19 protein-coding genes are annotated in these 18,362 nt (G+C 41.0%); 13 read left to right on the top strand and 6 right to left on the bottom strand.

Annotation, left to right across the window (positions count from 1 at the left end):
* Positions 1-263: 263 nt before the first annotated feature.
* The 3 genes from TERMP_RS08725 to TERMP_RS08715 are packed head-to-tail and all read left to right on the top strand — an operon-like array spanning position 264 to position 2,392.
* Entirely contained in the window at positions 264-1,076 is an 813-nt protein-coding gene (locus TERMP_RS08725; protein WP_048159816.1) for an ABC transporter permease, read from the top strand.
* An 11-nt stretch (positions 1,077-1,087) separates the two neighbouring features.
* Positions 1,088-1,363, top strand: a complete 276-nt coding sequence (locus TERMP_RS08720) for a helix-turn-helix transcriptional regulator (protein ID WP_013468035.1) — start codon at positions 1,088-1,090, stop codon at positions 1,361-1,363.
* Complete coding sequence (locus TERMP_RS08715; protein WP_013468034.1) at positions 1,364-2,392, top strand: ABC transporter ATP-binding protein; 1,029 nt, start codon at positions 1,364-1,366, stop codon at positions 2,390-2,392.
* Between the two features lie 7 nt (positions 2,393-2,399).
* Here TERMP_RS08715 and TERMP_RS08710 read toward each other — a convergent pair whose 3' ends face one another.
* On the bottom strand, positions 2,400-3,194 hold the full coding sequence (locus TERMP_RS08710) for a DUF63 family protein (RefSeq protein WP_013468033.1): 795 nt from the start codon (positions 3,192-3,194) through the stop codon (positions 2,400-2,402).
* A gap of 116 nt (positions 3,195-3,310) precedes the next feature.
* Between TERMP_RS08710 and TERMP_RS08705 the strand changes: the two genes are divergently transcribed.
* Both TERMP_RS08705 and TERMP_RS08700 read left to right on the top strand, forming a co-directional pair.
* The gene (locus TERMP_RS08705) at positions 3,311-3,685 is read left to right on the top strand and encodes a hypothetical protein (RefSeq protein WP_013468032.1); all 375 of its coding nucleotides are present in this window, start codon (positions 3,311-3,313) and stop codon (positions 3,683-3,685) included.
* Positions 3,686-3,747: 62 nt separating this feature from the next.
* On the top strand, positions 3,748-4,398 hold the full coding sequence (locus tag TERMP_RS08700) for a hypothetical protein (RefSeq protein WP_237702800.1): 651 nt from the start codon (positions 3,748-3,750) through the stop codon (positions 4,396-4,398).
* Here the strand turns inward: TERMP_RS08700 and TERMP_RS08695 are convergent.
* The 3 genes from TERMP_RS08695 to TERMP_RS11320 all read right to left on the bottom strand — a co-directional run bounded on the left by TERMP_RS08695 (position 4,390) and on the right by TERMP_RS11320 (position 7,404).
* Positions 4,390-5,148 (bottom strand): energy-coupling factor transporter transmembrane component T family protein, encoded by a 759-nt coding sequence (locus TERMP_RS08695; protein ID WP_048159815.1) that lies wholly within the window; start codon positions 5,146-5,148, stop codon positions 4,390-4,392. The two genes, TERMP_RS08700 and TERMP_RS08695, sit on opposite strands and share 9 nt — an antisense overlap.
* Positions 5,145-5,939 carry an energy-coupling factor ABC transporter ATP-binding protein gene (locus TERMP_RS08690; protein ID WP_013468029.1) on the bottom strand — a complete coding sequence of 265 codons (795 nt, stop codon included), beginning with the start codon at positions 5,937-5,939 and terminating at the stop codon, positions 5,145-5,147. Before TERMP_RS08690 ends, TERMP_RS08695 begins: the two co-directional genes overlap by 4 nt.
* Positions 5,940-6,027: 88 nt before the next feature.
* Positions 6,028-7,404, bottom strand: coding sequence for a type 1 glutamine amidotransferase family protein (locus TERMP_RS11320; protein ID WP_052296229.1), 1,377 nt, complete (start codon positions 7,402-7,404; stop codon positions 6,028-6,030).
* A gap of 211 nt (positions 7,405-7,615) precedes the next feature.
* On the opposite strand from TERMP_RS11320, the gene TERMP_RS08680 reads away from it, so the two are divergent.
* Entirely contained in the window at positions 7,616-8,131 is a 516-nt protein-coding gene (locus TERMP_RS08680) for a biotin transporter BioY (protein WP_048159978.1), read from the top strand.
* Here the strand turns inward: TERMP_RS08680 and mobA are convergent.
* A complete protein-coding gene (mobA, locus tag TERMP_RS08675; RefSeq protein WP_013468026.1) occupies positions 8,128-8,733 on the bottom strand; it encodes a molybdenum cofactor guanylyltransferase in 606 nt (201 codons plus the stop codon). The genes TERMP_RS08680 and mobA overlap by 4 nt on opposite strands.
* A gap of 114 nt (positions 8,734-8,847) precedes the next feature.
* On the opposite strand from mobA, the gene ppcA reads away from it, so the two are divergent.
* The 6 genes from ppcA to TERMP_RS08645 all read left to right on the top strand — a co-directional run bounded on the left by ppcA (position 8,848) and on the right by TERMP_RS08645 (position 13,810).
* The gene (gene ppcA / locus TERMP_RS08670) at positions 8,848-10,278 is read left to right on the top strand and encodes a phosphoenolpyruvate carboxylase (RefSeq protein ID WP_013468025.1); all 1,431 of its coding nucleotides are present in this window, start codon (positions 8,848-8,850) and stop codon (positions 10,276-10,278) included.
* 46 nt (positions 10,279-10,324) lie between these two features.
* A complete protein-coding gene (locus TERMP_RS08665) occupies positions 10,325-10,648 on the top strand; it encodes a hypothetical protein (RefSeq protein ID WP_013468024.1) in 324 nt (107 codons plus the stop codon).
* A 68-nt stretch (positions 10,649-10,716) separates the two neighbouring features.
* The gene (locus tag TERMP_RS08660; RefSeq protein WP_013468023.1) at positions 10,717-11,178 is read left to right on the top strand and encodes a DUF1931 family protein; all 462 of its coding nucleotides are present in this window, start codon (positions 10,717-10,719) and stop codon (positions 11,176-11,178) included.
* 58 nt (positions 11,179-11,236) lie between these two features.
* Entirely contained in the window at positions 11,237-12,274 is a 1,038-nt protein-coding gene (locus TERMP_RS08655) for a hypothetical protein (protein WP_013468022.1), read from the top strand.
* Between the two features lie 173 nt (positions 12,275-12,447).
* Positions 12,448-12,630, top strand: a complete 183-nt coding sequence (locus TERMP_RS11470; protein ID WP_148221085.1) for a hypothetical protein — start codon at positions 12,448-12,450, stop codon at positions 12,628-12,630.
* Positions 12,617-13,810, top strand: a complete 1,194-nt coding sequence (locus TERMP_RS08645; protein ID WP_013468020.1) for a hypothetical protein — start codon at positions 12,617-12,619, stop codon at positions 13,808-13,810. Before TERMP_RS11470 ends, TERMP_RS08645 begins: the two co-directional genes overlap by 14 nt.
* Here TERMP_RS08645 and TERMP_RS08640 read toward each other — a convergent pair.
* The gene (locus TERMP_RS08640; RefSeq protein ID WP_013468019.1) at positions 13,803-15,710 is read right to left on the bottom strand and encodes a S9 family peptidase; all 1,908 of its coding nucleotides are present in this window, start codon (positions 15,708-15,710) and stop codon (positions 13,803-13,805) included. The genes TERMP_RS08645 and TERMP_RS08640 overlap by 8 nt on opposite strands.
* Positions 15,711-15,853: 143 nt before the next feature.
* Here TERMP_RS08640 and TERMP_RS08635 point away from each other — a divergent pair, with 143 nt between their 5' ends.
* The gene (locus TERMP_RS08635) at positions 15,854-18,307 is read left to right on the top strand and encodes a tRNA(Met) cytidine acetyltransferase TmcA (RefSeq protein ID WP_013468018.1); all 2,454 of its coding nucleotides are present in this window, start codon (positions 15,854-15,856) and stop codon (positions 18,305-18,307) included.
* The last annotated feature ends 55 nt before the right edge of the window (positions 18,308-18,362 follow it).

Genomic DNA, 18,362 nt, shown 5'->3' with positions numbered 1-18,362 from the left:
TGCATAGATCATTGCACACACAGAGATTCCCTGCAATTCCTTCTGTAGAGCCTTTTTCTATAATCTCAAACTTTCCCATCTTTTTCACCTCCCTAAGTTTTTGCATTCACATTTTCAATGAAACAATAAATAAGCTTTACTGCAACCGATTTATAAACTACTGAAACTTATTTATAAATGCCATGAAACCATTTACAAAGAAAAAAAAAAAGCAATGTTTATAAGTAATTTCATTGATTTTTTATAGGGTGTGATGAGCAGTGATGGACATTAATGCGATGATCAAAAGTATCAAGGTAATTAAGGCATTCATTTTCATTCAAAAAGAAGTCTTCTTTTCAAGGAGGTTTGATCTACTCCTTCAATTTATCAGCTTAGGATTAAACATTCTATTCATTGGAATCTTTGCAAAGCTTATCACAATCAATGCAAACATTTCACAATATGGCACTCCAAGTTACCTTGATTATCTTTTAATTGGTTCAATAATCCACAATCTCGTCTTTCTGCCCAAGGGCAGTATCTCTTCATTCGTTTTAGGCAGGATATTTCCAGTGTTATACAATTCACCAGCTTCTTTAACAGCAATTTTCATCGGAATCAATGCTTGGCGAATTTTATGGAACTTGGGATTAACTTTGATAATAACCACAATTTATGTTCTCTTTTTCGGATTAACCATCCATCTTAACCTTGGCGTTGTAATTGTCATTTTAAGCGGCGTTTTGCTTATTTTCGCCCTTGACTTATTCTCAGCAGGCTTCAGAATTGCCACCAAAGCAACACAAGATCCACTAAACTGGTTCTTCAACATTACCGCCCAGCTTGTTAGCGGCTTGTATTTCCCACCCGAAGCTTTACCAAAATGGCTTCAACCACTTTCAAAAATTCACCCAGAAACTTACATTCTCCAAATGGGCAGGCTGACAATGGGTGGCGGATATTCTCTAACCCAAATCCTCCCAAGCTTACGAAACATGCTGGTTATAACGCTAATAATGCTGGTTTTGGGTTATTTAATGTTCTCCTGGGGCTTTAATAAAGCGAGAGAATTGGGAACTTTAGGACACATGTGAGAGGTGGTAGGATGAGAACCCATTTATTAAAAGCAAGCTGTGAAAATGGAAAATTGATATTGTTCCTTAGAATAGAAATTGATCTTGAGCATGCGTACAAAGTGGAATTAACCGAGTTGGAAAGGGATGTCCTGGAGTTTATACTTCAAAATGGTGAAGTTACTCAGAAAGGACTTAGCAATAAATTTGGGAAAGTTAGGGCTTGCAGGGTTATTCAGAACTTAGAAAAGAAGGGCTTGATAGAACGAAAGAAGAAAGGGAGAACCTATGTCATACGGGTGATTTAAATGATTGAGTCTGTCAACTTGACTAAGTTTTATCCTCCACCGATAAAATCGCTCTTTGACCTGAAGAGCTTGAGAGATTTCCTTGGGAAACCCAGAGAGAAAATCCCAGCTTTGATTGATTTGAGTTTCAAGATTAAAGAGGGTGAGATTTTTGGTCTTCTGGGTCCTAATGGTGCTGGAAAGACAACCTTTTGTAAGATTGCAAATGCTTTGGTGATTCCAACTCGAGGAAATCTTTACATTAATGGTTATGATTCGGTGAAAGAGCATGATAAAGTCAAGGGTAAAATTTTCACGATTTTCGGCGGTGAGAGGGATTTGTTTGGGCTTTTTCAATGGCGTGTAAGCGTGGAGAAGAACTTGAAATTTATTGCAGAACTCTGGGGAATTCCTAAAGTTGAAGCTGAAAATAGAATTAATTATGCTTTGGAGCTTTTGAATCTCAAGGATAAGAAGAACGAATGGTATCAAAAGCTTTCTGCTGGCATGAGGCAGAAGGTTTACCTCGCACTGCCGCTGATAATTCAGCCTGAAGTTTTAATTTTGGATGAACCAACAGTTTACTTGGACGTTTTTACAAGAAGAGAAGTTTGGAATGCCATTTTAGAGCTTTCCAAAGAATTTGGGACAACAATAATACTAACCACGCACAACTTGAACGAGGCTGAAGTGTTATGTAACAGGGTTTTAATTTTTAATAAGAAGAAAATCGCTGAAGGCAAGCCAAAAGAACTAATTGAAAAATTCCAGACTCTAAAAATAGATAGGAAACTGTTAGTCAAAATTAAAGGTAAGATTAAAATTGAAGACTTTAACGGGATAGCAGAGAAGATTAACGCTTACACTCAAAATGGTTTTACCTACTTGGGGATCTATATTAAACGAGATTATCTAAAGGATATCCTTGCAATCCTAACAAATTATGATGTCGTTGATATCCAAAACGAGCCAGTAACCCTCGAAGATGTATTTACGCATATATGCTCATTTGACTCCTGTGTTAACTCAAGAGCCGAGGAGAAAAGTTAAGAAAAGACTAACCAGCAAGCTGTAAAATCATCTGAGCCGGGTCTCTTATTGCTGGACCCAAGCCGAGAATGTAAATTGCCAGATACCAGTACCTTCTTTCTTCCTCATCTGGTACAAGCCACTTGAGCCCATAATAAACAACTATGAGGATGAAGAGTATCCACGGATAGTAAATGAATGCCCCAAATTTTGTAACGAGGATGTTTTCAAGCCAGTGGACTTCCCTGTAGCCGTAGTAGTGTATTGCTACAACCGTTGAGCCTATGTCGAATAGATGTGCCAAAACGGGATATAGATACATCTTCTCGAAAGGCTTAAACCTGTAGAAAATCAGAACCGGGAGTATAAAAATTACCGTCCAGAAAATCGTAAGCTCATAAGGTTTGAAGCTTTTAACGTGTGTTACGAGGAGATAGTTTGCATATAATGCCAAAATCGTGCCCCAAGCTATCGTAACTTTTGGGTATGTTTTCAGCTTTGCATCGGCTATTAAAGCGGGAACAATCAGGAAAAATGCTGTGAAAAATATTCCAGGTGTTAGAATCAGGGGATTTGGCTTCAGCACTCCACCATCAACTAACGCTCTGACAGTTGCTCCAAAGACAACCATAGGGGTAACAGCCCAGAAAAGCTTTTCATCAACTTTGATCTTTAAGGGTTTGATTATGTATTTGTAGGAATATATGACGCCCAAACCAAGGAGAAACGCATATACGAGCGTATTGTATGGGTTGTAGCCTTCTCTTGTGTACATAGGTCTTATGAAGTAAATCCAGAAGAATTCCTTTATTGATTCAAGCATTTTGATCCCCTCAACACCTAAGGAAAAATGCTTAAAGCTTTTTCGCAAAAACTTTCTTCAATGAATAGGAAAACTTAATAAACTTTGGGTGTTTATCTTAAAAAAGGTGATCCGTAATGGCGCCAGTTGGGCCAATGGCTGTGTTCGGGGCTCTTGGAGCTATGGCAGTAGTTATGTTTTTAGTTATTATTGCAGTGGATTCCGTCTTTCTTTGGCTGGGTGCCAAGTTTGCAAAAATCGAAGATGCAAGCTTTGGAAAGGCATTCATTGCAACGCTTGGAGGTCTCATAGTCTCTGCGATACTGGGTTCAATAGTGCCAGTCATAGGAGGGCTTCTTGGACTAATAGCGTTTCTCTGGATCGTCAAAACAGTTTTTAATACGGACTGGGGCAAAGCAGTGATAGCATGGCTCTTTGCAATAGTGATAGCAATAATTCTAATGGTAATTATCATGATTGTGGTTGGGCTTTCTGTCATGGCGGTTCTTTGATGTGCTTTTCCTTTCATATTTTTCGCAAATTATAAATATTTGAACAGGGAATTAACTTTTTGATGCCGATGTTCTTCAGACCAGCTGGTGAGGAAAAGAGAAAAGTGCCGCTCATTGAGGAGCTTTCGCCGTTGGTGGGTGAGGTAGAGGAAGGTAGTATGGTGGCTGTGGTGACTACAGATGCTCTATCCCAAACTATCCTTCAGTATTCAGCTCTTGCAAATGCCCTTAATTCTGGAATGACCGCTTATTATCTCGAGCCAACTAATGGATTCTCGCTAAAGCTTTTGAATAAGCTCTCTGAAAACAATGAGAACTTATTTTTAGGCAAAGTCTATACTCTGGATGAGCTCTCCTCAGCTTTGGAGCTTGTTGAGGATAATTCCCTTGTCTTTGTTTCAAACTTCTCGATTCTCGAAAATCAGTCAAGGGAAAAGCTTATTAAAATGAGAAGGGTTGTTGATGAAAAAAGTCTGTTTTTAGTTTTATCGCACAATACCCTTGAAATAAATGAGCTTGACTTAAATTCCGAATTTAAGCGGCTGTTTGTAATTCCCGAACTGTTTGAACATCTTCTGGTTCTGAGGACGAGCGGATACAGGGGGCATTATCGTATGAACATCAGCGTTCTCAAGGCTCCACCGGAATTCGTCAAAAATATTGGGGAGCATAGCATACCTATTGATAAGAAAGCCAAGATGTTCTTAGTATAGCTTCACATACCCAATTCCAAGCTGGTACCTTGCATATAAGGCTAAGCCGAACAGCAGAAACACAAAAATAAGTGCTACGTAGTCTTTCTTCTCCATTTGGATTGTATGGAGGAACGTTCTCTTTCTACTTGCACCAAAAGCCCTGCTTTCTAAGGCTATACTAAGCTCATGGGCGGTTTTTATGGAGGCAATTATCAGTGGAATTAAGATGGGTACCGTTTTTCTAATCCTCGAGAAAAAGCTGCCTTTTTCAAGCTCCAGACCCCTCGATCTTTGGGCGTCAATTATTGTTTGAGCTAAGCCGAATAGGGTAGGGATGTATCTTAATGCTATCGTTAGTGTCAGTCCAATCTCATAAGGCATTTTGAGTTTTATGAAGCCTAAAATTAGCTCTCTCTGAGTTGTTGTCATTAAGAGACCAAAAGTTATCATAGCCATGGATGCAAGTCTTAAAGCATATCCTAATCCGATGAACAGTCCAAACGTCTTTGGATCTAAAATGAAAGGCCAGATTGCAATTGTTATGACTATTAGTGGTGTCAGTGGCTTTAATACCTTTATCTGCTCCTTAAAACTAATTTTTCCAAGGAATCTAAGAGAAAGGGAAAGTAGCATGAAGAGGGCAAAGAGCAGATAAGGAGAGTTGAAGAGAATCATGGCTAAAATTCCAAGGAGGGAGGAAATTATTTTAACCCTCGGATCTAAGCGATGAAGGAATGAATCGCGCTCAATGTAAAGGGTGTACATCATGTTCCCACCCTCTCTAAGAGGAAATTCACAAATTCATCAACGTTTCTCACAAAGCTGATTCCAAGGGATTTACTGATCCTGAGGAGTTCGGGTATTTCCATTTCGTAATTTCTTAGATCAAGCTGAAAGAATTCATCAACGGAGCCATCAAAAACTTTGATCCCATCATATAGCAGAACTACTCGCTCCGCCAGCTCTAAAACAAGCTCCATGTCATGGGTTATCAGCATTATCCCATGTCCTTCCTTTCTCAGCTTCTTTATAACCTCTTTTACGCTTTTCGAGCTTTTTTCATCCAGGCCCGTGGTCGGTTCGTCTAAAATTACATACTTGGGTTTCATTGCAAGTATGCACGCTATTGCCAGTCTCTGCTTCTCCCCACCGCTGAGCGAATATGGGCTTCTGTCTTCGTATCCGCTTAAATTCACAATCCTGAGCGCCCATTTAACTCTCTCTTCGAGGGCTTCTCCGCTAAGTCCAAGATTTTTTGGCCCAAATGCAACTTCTTTAAAGACGTTTTCTTCAAAGAACATGTTTTCTGGGTTCTGAAAAACGTATCCAACAATCCTTGAAAGCTCCGCTACACTGGCGTTTTTGGTGTTGATACCGTCAATGAAAACTTCCCCTTTTGTGGGCTTTAAAAGTCCATTGAAGTGTTTTGCCAAGGTAGTCTTTCCGGAGCCATTGGGGCCAACTAATGCAACTATCTCGTTTCCAAAGCTCAGACTAACATTTTTCAGAGCAATTCTTTTTCCCTCATAGATGTGCCAGAGATTTTTGACTTCTATCATCGTATCTGCGTTAAGAAAAATACTTTAAAAATGTGACCCGTTGCTTTCACAACTTTAGACAATAAAATAGAAAAGATGGGATGATAAGTCAATCTTTTGCCATTTCAAGGACTGAGGGATCGATGATCCACCACTCCTCAATTATGCTGTCATCTTTGAAGTAGATCTCATATCTCAGCGGAATCCTCTTGCCTTCCTTGGTTGATACTATCACAACGGCACGTATGCCTGTCATGCCATCTTCACTTTTTGCAAGTGTTATGTTGTATACATCTACTTTAGTCACGTTATTGCCACCTAAGAATCTGCTCCATGTCGCTTTTGCATTCTCTATTCCTTTATATGTGCCATTGAGTGGTCCTCCAACCCAGTAAAGCGTCGATGCATCATTGTTCTGTTGAATCAGTGCAGTTAAGTTGTTGTTCTCAAGTGCCTGCCAATGTTTCAATCCCTTCAGAGAGTAGTCGAGCAGAACGTATGCCTTCTTTATGTTCATGTACGCCCTTCTCATATGTGGCAACGCTTGTATGTGGCCTTTAATCGGATGTCCATATTGCCAGCCCAGTTCATAGTGCTTTTCTGCAAGTGATTTATACTCAGCTACTTGGGGGATGGTTGAGTTTGTTATGTTGTACTGTTCAGTTTCCTTGTACATCTCATCAAATTTCTCAGTATATCTGTTGTAGAGCATGTACCATATGTAGTTCATCATTGCGTAGTCAAAATATTCAACTTTTTTAGCTGGTTTAAACTCAAGGCTGCCAATAATGATTTCCTTAAGGAATTCTTTCCACATAGCCCCCCTATATTTTGCACTGTATTCCAAAGTAAGCCCGGTTGCAAACACGAGACCTTTTCCATATTGATACGTGACGGCACTGGGTTTATTGTAATCAGGGGCTCCTTGAGAATAGCTGACGTCTGATTGCACGGTTATAATTTTGGCATCTTGAGGTAGGTTTATAAGGTAACCATGGCTGGCAAAGGTGCTGTAATACCACAAATCTTTTTCGACGTTGTAGTCATAGTTTGAGTAACTCTTCACTATTTCAACTCCTCCGGGTAAAGGTGTTTTCCATACTCCCCCGTGCCATCCCCAGTTTGCGGCATGTACCTGTAGGACTTTCCCTGCTTTGACAAACTCTTCAATGTCCCCCATTTCTGGGGCAAGTTCGTCATAGAAATTTTGAGGCTGATCACTTTCTATGATGATCACGTCATATTTATTTATGAGATATGAAGCCGTTAAAGGCGCGAACTCAGAAGATGAAAGGACATCGTATGGGACACCTATTTCATCTAACATTTCCTCGACGGCATTTGAGCCCCAAGCATCAACATTTTTCAGAACCAAAACCCTCTGGTTGCTATAATTACTTTGAGCAGAAACTTCTGGAAAACTACCAAACCCAATGCTGCTCGCTAGAAATAAGAATACAATCACTAAACTTGCTATTTTTTTCATAAACTTCCCTCCAATTTCGACTGCTAAGCAGTTGTATTGCTTTATTCTATGCTCTCAATCTATTTTAGTAATGACAGATTACCAAATGTTTGAGGGTCAGAGATCACGTTCTTTCATGAGGCTCGAGAAGATTGACCTCTTTTCTAAGTTCTTTTTTAGAGAAGTTAAAATTTTAAAAGTTAACCAAAATAAAACACTGGAGGATGCTAAAATGAAGGCAAAGGAAATTGCATACTCAGCCTTGTTTGCCGCATTAACTGCAGTTGGAGCTCAAATAAGCATTCCAATTGGGGAAGTGCCGGTAACTCTGCAGGTTCTCTTCGTCCTGCTCAGCGGATTGATTTTGGGAGCGCGTTTGGGTTTCCTAAGTCAGGCGATATATCTTCTAATGGGCGCCATCGGACTCTCCGTTTTTGCAGGATTCAAAGGGGGATTTGTCTACCTCTATGGTCCAACGGGAGGTTATTTAATAGCTTTCCCAGTAGCTGCATTTTTGGTTGGTCTGATAAGTGAGAGATATGAGAATCTAAAAGGTTATATCTTGGGCTCTTTAACTGGCATTGGTGTCATCTATCTCTTAGGCTGGCTTAGACTGGGCTTCTACTTCGGAGGAAACTTCGGAAAAGCCTTTGCAGTGGGTGTTGCACCCTTTGTTGTTATTGACCTGATAAAAGCTGGGGTTGCTGTGGTGGTTGCGGACAGGGTGAAAAAATCTGGAGTTATTTAAATTTCCCCTCTTTCAATCTTTTTGAGTGTTTCTTCAGCGAATCTTAAATCAAAGCTGCTCTTAACTTTAAAGAAGCTCAGCGTTATCTTGGGATTTCTCTTAGCAAGCTCTTCAATACTCACTGTTTCATAATCCAGATATTCTTTAATGCAGCTCAGCTTTTTCTCGTTTTCTGCCAGACAAGTCTCTAAGGCACTCTTTAATGCTTTTGCGTCATAAAACGCATGTGTAACCTCTAATCTCCCATCACTCCATGATGGAATCAATGCTTCGCTGTCTGAATCTAAAAACAGCGTCGAGAGATAATTTACCAAGAAGGGCATTATCAGCGGCATATTCCCTTCAACAAGGAGGAGCTCTCCAGAAGCTGGTAAAGCTTTGTAAAGCGCTTCGATTTTGTTTTTGGCTTCAACTCCAACGGGATTTGAGACGTGAAGAGAAAAGCGCTTCAGCTGTCCCTTTCTTATGATTGTGTAGACTTTATCAATCCTCTTTGTCATTCTGAGCCTTTGCTCAACTATCTTAACGAGAGACCCTCCATTTAAAGGTGTGAGATAGCTCTCCCATCTTTTTTCTGGGAATGCTAAAATGTAAGCGCGCATGGGATATTGGTACTAAGGTAGCTTTAAAAAGATTTTTGCTGATTTTTGTCATTTAATCAAAGATTTTTACAAAAAACTTAAATTGTTCATATTTCTGCATTTTTAGTGGGCTAAATGATACCAAAAACAATGAGTACTCAACATCCTGACAATGTATATATACCTTTCTTTGCTCGGGAACCTCAGTTGGGTGGTGAGGATGAAATAATTGAAGCGTTTTATGCCTTCAGCGTTCTCGGCATAGAAGAGCAGATGTGGGATTTCGAAGGAAAAGAGGTGGATGAGTTTGTTGTTAAAAAGCTTCTGGAGAGGTATCCTCACTTCTTTCGAAAGCATAAGCTTGGAGAGGATTTTAGGTTAACTCCAAGAGTACCCAATCCCAGCGTTGAGAAGGCTGAAGCAAAACTTCTACTTGAAACGCTTGAGAGCATTTCCCGTTCAGCTGATTATTCAAAGATATTCTACGGCAAAGAGATTGCCCCGATATTTGAAGTTATTCTTCCGATGACAACTTCAGCAAACGAAATTAACAGAGTCTACGATCTGTACAAACGTTATATTGTTGGAAAGCAGTATAAGAGAGTCTATGACGTAAAGCTCTACGAGTGGATTGGGAAATTCTTTCCTGAAGAAATTAACGTAATACCACTCTTTGAGACAAAAGATGCAATACTGAACTCGGCTGAAATATTGAGAGAGTACTTGCATGGGAAGGACTTTGAATACCAAAGGGTTTTCTTGGCAAGGAGCGACCCTGCCATGAACTATGGGTTAATAAGTGCTGTCGTCTATGATAAATATGCCCTCTTTAAGCTTCAGGAGCTTGAAGAAGAGGAGAGTGTTAGTATTTATCCAATTATTGGTGTAGGCAGTGCGCCTTTTAGAGGCCATCTTGTCCCAGAAAATGTTGAAAATGTTCTGGAAGAGTATAGAGGGGCTCAGACTTTTACAATTCAAAGCTCGTTTAAATACGACAATCCACCGAGGGAGGTTATAAAAGCCGTTGAGAAAATTAAAAGCTCAAAGAGAAAAGAAGCTGAGCCGATTAATGGGCAAATCCTCCTAATTCTCAGAAAATATGAAATTGAGTATTCTAAGCAGATTAAGGCTTTGGCCAAATTGGTAAGGGAGGTTGCAAAGTTTGTTCCCTCCAGAAGAAAGAGAAAGCTCCACATTGGACTGTTTGGTTATGCCAGGGACGTTAATGGCTTTGCACTTCCAAGGGCAATAAAATTCACTGCATCTCTTTATTCTCTTGGCGTACCTCCAGAAGTTCTTGGATTAAATGCACTTAGTGAAAAAGATGTTGAGGTCATAAGTAATGTTTACAATGGTATCTACAAAGATTTAAGCTTAGCATTTAGGTATTTCAATCCTAAATCGGCTGAGAAATTTAAATTCCTAAGGGATATTCTGAAAATGAGCCAACTGTTCGAATTTGAGAGAAATGAGGAGCACTGTGAGATTACAAATAAAATACTGGATGGCGAGATTAATGAGGAGTTAATAATCAAAGCGGCGAGCATTAGGGGATTTTTGGGGTGACCACCAAGCTTTTATACTTCCCATCGTAATTAGGTTGGGTGGTGTCATGCTGGCGGAGTTTACAGTAGGCTTCCTTTTCACCCTGACATGGGCGGGCTTTTTTGTGATCGTGGGGAAGCAGAAGAGCATCTGGAAGGCTACTTTGGGAGTGACCATACTGTTCTTGGCCATGATAGTCTTGAACTACGCAAAATATCGTCTCGGTGAGCCCCTCGGTTGGTTTCTCGGTACTATTGTCGGCTTTCTGCTCAGCCTCTGGTTTGTTCAGAGAGTGGGACCGGAAAAGCCCACCAAGGAGAGCGCCGTTGCGATGTTCCTTTTTGGTCCACTCATCTTTGCGGCGTTGTTGATTGTTGTCCTCTTTCTCTGAGGGCCGAAAATTTTATATACTTTATGTTACTAAAATTTTACTGGCATAATCGAAAGGAGGTGAGAGTGATGGCAGAGATGATAATCCCATATCCACAGCTTCAGAAGATTCTTGAGAGAACATGTGAGTTGGCAGTGATAAAGCCAAGAGCAGAGGAGATGATGGAGATAGTTGAGAAGAAGCTCAGCGATTTGTTTGAAGTTGCCTATGAGAACGCAAAAGCTGAGAACACAGGGATAATAAGGCTGAGGCATTTACCGCTAACAAAGGGATTCAAGAATTCAATGAACCTCTTCAGAGCTGTCATTGAGGATGAGAAAGTGGAAATTGAGCCGATAAGGAAGTTCGTTCTTAAGAAGATACCCTCTGATCTGCCGCTCGACGAGGAGGTTGTTAACGAGCTGCCCATTATAACAGGAACGCTGTTTGTACTTGTTGGAAGGGTTATCAAGGCTTTGCACCCGGAGGTTAAGAATGTTTACCCAGAGCACATTGAAGAGGCTGGAAAGGTTCTGGATTATACGCTTTGAAGTTTTTATCTTTTCTTATTTCGAAAAGTATTTAAAGGCCAGGTGTCAAGAATAATTTATGAGACTCCTTAAATTAATTTTTGTAGGTCTTCTAATGACACTCCTCCCCTTGGTTCAAGGAGAGATTTCTGGGAATATCACTATTGAAAATAAACCTCATATCGGTGCTACACTTATTTTCAGAATAACTCTATTTCCCGATATTGATGGCAGAGTTTTGGTTTCTGCTGTCTACTTCGATGGTATGGATATAACTTCCGAGGTTTTATCTGGAAAAGGCTCTCTCGGATTTTTAACAGAAAAAGAGATAATTTTTGAACATTCTGGCGATTATGATTCGACGTTTCTGTATCTCCGCTTGAAGAGAACACTTGCTGAGAAACTCTACGGACGGACATTTTCTGGCATATCAGATTATCGATTTCTGTTGAGTGACAAAAACCATACCATTAAAGTTATTTTCAGCAACGGTTATGCTCTCCAGAAGACTTTTTACGTGCCCCCAGAGACACAACGTGACATTCCTACATATTTTGGAGTGTCTTTTGTGGGACTTTTCTTTTTGTTTGAGATATTTAGGCACAAACCGAGTGAAGTTCGTGCACATGTTTATTTTATTCTCCTTGGCACTTTGCTGTTCTTTCTCCTTTTACTTGATAGGATTATAGTTGTCCAAAACTATTTTGATTTTGCTGACAATTTGCTGAACATCCTTTCAGTTTACATTTTCCTTCATCTGATTTATCTCTTCGTATGGTTTCAGAGAGGTGTTAAATCTGGCTACAGTGGAATTTTTGTAATACCAATGATACCCATTCTTGGAGTTGCTTATCACTTCTTTGGAGCGGCTGCGTTTGTTGTTTTTGGAATCATGCTCCTCATAGTTTGGGATAGGGAAGTCTCAGACGGCATCTCACCAAAAACAGCCTTGCTTTTGAATGTTCTTTATACTATAATGGGCCTGATTTTTGCCAATTATTTTGGAGCAAAGCCATTTTCAGCTCGTCTGTTTTTTGCCATTGCTTCCATTTACACCGTTTTAATTTTCAAGTACCGCGAGTACGTTTATGCCAGCGTTAGGAGGGATAGAACATGAATGTGAGAACTTTGCTTGTTTTGTTATTGATATTCTGTCTGCTTCCTCTCTTCTTTACGCTTATTTGGTTTCAACAGAGGCGTTCTCTTCACTCACGCTTTGAGAGTGCTTGGCCCCTTGGGCTGGTATGGTGTATCTTCCTTTTGTACTTATCTCGCCCCGATTTTTCTCTGGTGCTGGTCTTTCTTGTTGCCTTGATCTTTCACCTCCTTGCTCTGTGGAGATACAGAGAGAAGGCTAAGAGCATTCCCTATGGAGATGAATCCCGCTCATTAGAAGTGGAAGAGCTACTTAGGAAGTTCGACCGTGTTATTAAGGAAATGAAAAAGGAGGGTTATCAGCATGAGGAATTATAAAGTCGCTGTAATAACGGTATTTTTCATTGTGATGGTCTTTATCCCTCAAGTTTTTGCACTGAACGTAACATGTTCACCGAAGGTTAATGTGCATGAAAAGGTTAGGTGCACGGTGAATGGCATTGGAACAGCTAAGATTTATCTTGTGGCAGTTGATGGAATAGAAATTGGACATAGCAGAGTCTGGTTTTTTAGCGAGACAGATGACTTTATTCGTGAATCCCCCTCTGGAGTTTCCCTTCCGATTGGAATAGAGTTTATACCGTGGTCTCTTCTATATCGGGCAGTCAAGAATGCCTTTTGGACAGACTCAGAGTATCAGTGGGCTCTCTACAACAGAGTTAACTACTTTACGTTTCGCTTTGAGTTTGACAACGGAACGGTTGAGGATGTTACAATTCCCATCTATATTGAAGGTGATGCAATATCAGAGATAAAAGAAATACTGAAAGCGGCTATTGCTTTTGTCTCTATTATTAGTATTTTAGTAAGTATTGCTTACATCTGGGGACGCAGAAAAGGGGAAGTTCCTAAGAATCAAGACACCTCTCTCCCCTCAAGGCTCTCTTTTATATTCCTTCCCTTTATGTTGGTAGAATTTTATCCTGCTATGGCAGCCTTGTTCATTTATTTTTCAGGTTCATTGAGCACGCTTAAAGGTGATGCAAACATACTATGGTCAATCTTTGTGTTGCTTCTCTGGAACTTTGAGGTACTCTCCTACAGAAGTGCAATGTTAAAGGCTCGTAAAAAGCCAATAACTGGGATTGAGTGGATTCCAGCTTCCATTATCCGTTGGAGCGGGTTAAGCTTTGCTGTGGGGCTCATCGGAACTGTTGTGCTCTTTGCTGTTAGCGGCAAGAAGAGTCTTAACGAGCTTTTCAGAAGGATAGCATTTCCAGCAAGTTTAATCTGGTTAATTATTTTAACATATACTCTCTCTCCAAATACAATTCTTCTTCTCATGCTTTTAGTTTTCTCAGTTTGGCATGTTCTTCTGATTTCAGGGATTGAGAGTGTTATTCGGGCAGAGGAAGATGTGGTGCTCATCGAGAATAAGCACCAAAGGAGTCCTGAAGTTGAGGAACTCATTCAAAAATTTGACCGAATAATCTGGGAAATGAAAAAAGATGGGTTTTACGAGAGGTTGTCAGGAGGAGAAAGAAATGAAATCACTTAAGCCACCTCTCAAACCACCCAACAATTAGCTCAAGCCTCTTGACCCTGTGTTTCGGCTTTCCACTTCTTGATAGGTCGTGATTCTCTCCCGGAAAGACTGCCAGCTCAACGGTTTTTCCAAAATACTTCAGCGCTGTGAAAAGCTGCAATGCCTCCGGAAGCCAGCAGCGATAATCTTCCATGCTGTGGATTATCAAAAGCGGTGTTTCAACGTTAGGAGCATATTTTAGAGGTGATTTCTCCCAGTACCCTTCAAAATTGCTCCATGGGTCTTCCCCGATTTGATCTGGGGCGAAGTAGTAGCCTATATCAGTAGTTCCAAAGAAGCTCATCCAGTTGGAAATTGATCTTTGAGTCACTGCTGCCTTAAATCTGTTCGTATGCCCAACTATCCAGTTCGTCATGAAGCCGCCATAGGAACCGCCAGTAACTCCGATTCTTTCAGGGTCAATGAAGTCAAATCTTTTCAAAGCTTCATCCACGACTTCCATTAAATCTTGATAGTCCCTTTCGCCGTAGTGCTTTCTTATATCTGCGAAATCCTCCCCATAGCCGTCGCTTCCCCTTGGATTGCTGAATATCACTACAAAGCCTTTAGAGGTTAGAACGTGGAACTCATGCATGAAGGAGTAGCCATAGGCTGTCTTTGGCCCCCCATGGATTTCGAGAATGGTAGGATACTTTTTGCCTTCTTTAAAGTCCACCGGTCTCATTATCCATGCATCGATTTCCACGCCATCGCTTGCCTTAACTTTGAAGTGCTCGGGTTTTGAGAGCTTGTACTCCTTGATCCACTCGTTGAAGTTCGTGACCCTCTTCTCTTTGCCGTCTCTTAGAATGTACAGTTCTGTTGGAGTTACTGCATCTTGAGCAATAAACGCTATGTAGTTTCCAATTCCAAAAGTTTCAATACTCCTGTCGCCGGCAATAACACGCTCAATGTTTCCTTCCAAATCTACCCTAAAAAGGTTCGCCCTCGGTCCATCTGTTGCTATGTAGTAAACCCAGCCATCCTTGTAAATCAGCGGATTTCTTGACTTTCCTCTCACATCGCAGTTAAGTGAGTTGTATGCTGAGCGATCGAGCTTTTCAGTGAGCTTTTTAATCTCCTTAGTCTCGGCATTGAAGAGATAAATGTGAGTGTTTGTTGGTATCCCCCTCTCAAGGGTGCTCATCCTTAAAACGAAGTGCTTTTCATCAATTATCACGAAGTCTCCAATGCGCCACTTAGAATCGGTGAGCTTTTCAATCTTTTTGCTCTTAACATCTAAAACGTAAAGGTCGCTTATCATTGGCTTCCTTTCTCTGTCTTCTTGAGCAATGAAGTATATTTTACTTCCATCGTCGCTCCACTTGAGAGTTAGGATGTTCAGCTTTCCCTTAGTTAGCTTTCTCTTTCTTCCGCTCTCTGTGTTAACTAAGAAAATCTGGGCTCTCTTTCCGTAAATCCAGCCTATCCCGTTGAACCAGAATGGTATCTCTTTGATTATGTGGACATCATCCTTTTCCTTTTTGCGGTCAACTTCTACCGGGGAAATGACAGCTAAGGCTTTTCCATCTGGGGAGAATTCAAAGTCATTGATCCCGTATTTGAACCTTGTTAAGAGCTTAGCTTCTCCACCCCTCGTTGGAATTAAATAAAGTTCACTCTCCTTGCTTTCTTTGTTTCTCTTTGAAGTGAATGCCATGAAGTTTCCATCTGGTGAGAACTTTGGATTTGAGTCTTTAGGTCCAGAAGTGAACTGCATAACCTTTCTGCCATCATAAAGGTAGATTTTGCTGAAGTAGTCATCTTTTTCAAGATTGACTTCGGTAACTGTGAATGCCGTCTTGTTCTTGTGGATATCCAATCCTCCAACGAGTTTGAATTTTCCCAAGTCCCTGATGTCAAGCTTTTTCATAAAACCACCGCAAAAAATTTGAAGTCGTTTATATAAAAATTTAGCGTTTCGATGTTTGTTTTAAAATTATGCTGACGAATTAAAAACACATGAGCTGAACAACTTTTTAAACTCCCTTTCCATCTTTTTACGGAGGTGAGAGAATGACGGTAAAAATTAGATTTGACAAAGAGGTGAGAGAGTATGCAAAGGGAGAGAAGGTTAAGGACTCACTGTTAAAGCTCACCGAAACAGCTCTGGCTGAAGCACTGGAAAACTTTCACAGAAGGATGATTGTTCTTCAAGGAGAGAGTATGAATAAAGCAAAGCTGGCTGGAATCTTAGGCGGAGCTTCTGCCAAAGTTTTATCCTCCCTAATTGATGAGTTAATTGCGAGAAAGCTGAGAGATGAAAGCGAGGAAAAGGTTGAGGTTTTGTATGCCACCGATGCTCTTGGAGAAGGAACGTTTGGAAGGGCACGATATGAAGAGTTCAGAAAGCATTTTGACATCTTAGCGGATGAAAATGCCGAGCTTACTCGGGTTACGTTCAAATATACAAGCGATATTCTTGGGAGGACTTTTGATTTACTGATTCTCGATTTGAGCTATGACTTCTCCCCCAACGATTTGGGCAGGATAATTGAGACGGTTAGGGGTGGGGGATTAATATTTGTTCTCACCAATCCGTTTGAAAAGTGGAAAAATATGTGGACTGGCTTTCATAAGAACCTTGTAACCCCTCCATACACCATTGATGATGTGAAAAAGAGGTTTAACAGGAGATTGATTCGGAAGTTTGAGGAGCATGAGGGAATATACATAGTGAATGCCGAAAATCAAAAGCTCCTGAAGAAGCCGAAAAAGAGCAAAAGTCAGGCAAAGCTTCCAGAGAGGGAAAAAATTGAGATCCCAGAAGAGACTAAATTCCCGAAAGAGCTTTATGAATTATGCCTCACAAATGGTCAAGTTGAGGTTCTCAAGAATCTTGAGGCGCTGATAGAGGATGAGGGTATGGTTGTTCTGACAGCGGACAGAGGAAGAGGAAAGAGTGTGAGCGTTGGTATTGGTGTTGTCGGCTTAGCCTTGTCTTCAAAGAGGAGGAGATTCAGGGCGGTAATAACGGCTCCCGAATTGGAAAATGTTCAAAGCTTATTCAGATTTGCAAAGAAGAGCTTGGAGATTCTTGGCTATAGGGTCAAAGTCGTCACGGAGAAGAACCTCATAAAAGAGCTCTACGCCAAAGGCATCGGGCTGAGATACTATCCGCCGACTCTGGGATACAAGAAAAATGCTGATGTTTACGTTCTTGACGAAGCTGCCGGTATTCACGTCCCAATCCTCCACAAATACCTTGAAAAGCCAAAAGTTATTTACTCCTCAACCATTCATGGCTACGAGGGTGCGGGAAGAGGTTTCTCTGTTAAATTCCTAAAGAAAGCGAAGGAAAAGCGAGAATTTAGAGAAATCCACTTGTCAGTTCCAATCAGGTACTCCAGCCGAGATCCAATTGAAAAGTGGCTCTTTGATGTGCTTTTGCTTGATGCTGAGCCCGCTCCTTTAACCAAGGAAGATTATGAGATGATTAGGAAAAAGGAAGTTTACTTTGAAGAGCCAGATTTGGATGACTGGTTTGAGAATGACAGAGAGGACTTGAAGCACTTCGTCGGAATTTATGTTCTTGCCCACTACCGCAACAGGCCGAGCGATGTAGCTTTGCTGGCAGATGCCCCACATCACGAAGCCCGTGTCTTGAGGCTGAAAAACGGCAAGATAGTGTGTGCCATTCAAATTGCAAAAGAGGGAGGAATTCCGAAGGGTGTAATTGAAAAGATGGCAAAGGGCTACAAGCCGAGAGGAAACATAATCCCGGATATGATGGTCAAGCACCACTATGCCAAAGAGTTCGCAAAGCTTAAGGGATACAGGGTTGTGAGAATTGCCACTCATCCAGATGCCATGGACATGGGGCTTGGAAGCAAAGCCCTTGAACTGCTCATAAAGGAAGCTGAAGAGAAAGGCTACGACTGGGTTGGCTCAGGCTTTGGGGCAAGCGAAGAGCTGATTAGGTTCTGGATTAGAAACGGCTTTGCAGTTGTTCATCTAAGTCCCTCAAGAAACCCAGTTAGCGGTGAATATACGGCAATAGTGATTAAGCCAATAAGTGAAAGGGCTAAGGAGATTGTGAAGCAAGCAAATGCAGAGTTCAGGATCAGGCTGTTGGACTGGCTTGGAGACACTCACAGGGATTTAGAGCCGGAGATTGCAAGATGGCTCTTTGAAAGCCCCTTTGGTGAGGCGGTTGATTATCCAGTACATCTGACAAAGACTCAGATAAAACGCTTAGAAATGTTTGTTAGCAAAGTCCTGACTTACGACACTGTGGTTGATGCTGTGAAGCCAATAGTAAAGCTCTACTTCCTTGATGGCTGGATGAGGCCGTATTTAGATGAGCGTCAAGTTCTGCTCCTGATTTACCGCGTTCTTCAGGCACACACTTGGGAAGAAACTGCCAAGTTCATTGACAGAACACCTCTCTTCACGATGATAGAAGTTAGGGACATAATCCGGGGACTCTGGTACTACTATAAGCACATAATCAAGGGCTTTTCCGGCTAACTTTTTTATACTTCAAGTGTGCTATTTAAAAGTAAGATTTTAGCGATGCCTGATT

This window comes from Thermococcus barophilus MP, assembly GCF_000151105.2.
Classification (GTDB): domain Archaea; phylum Methanobacteriota_B; class Thermococci; order Thermococcales; family Thermococcaceae; genus Thermococcus_B; species Thermococcus_B barophilus.
Note: the sequence above shows the minus strand (reverse complement) of the source record. Positions and strands in the feature narration are given on the sequence as shown.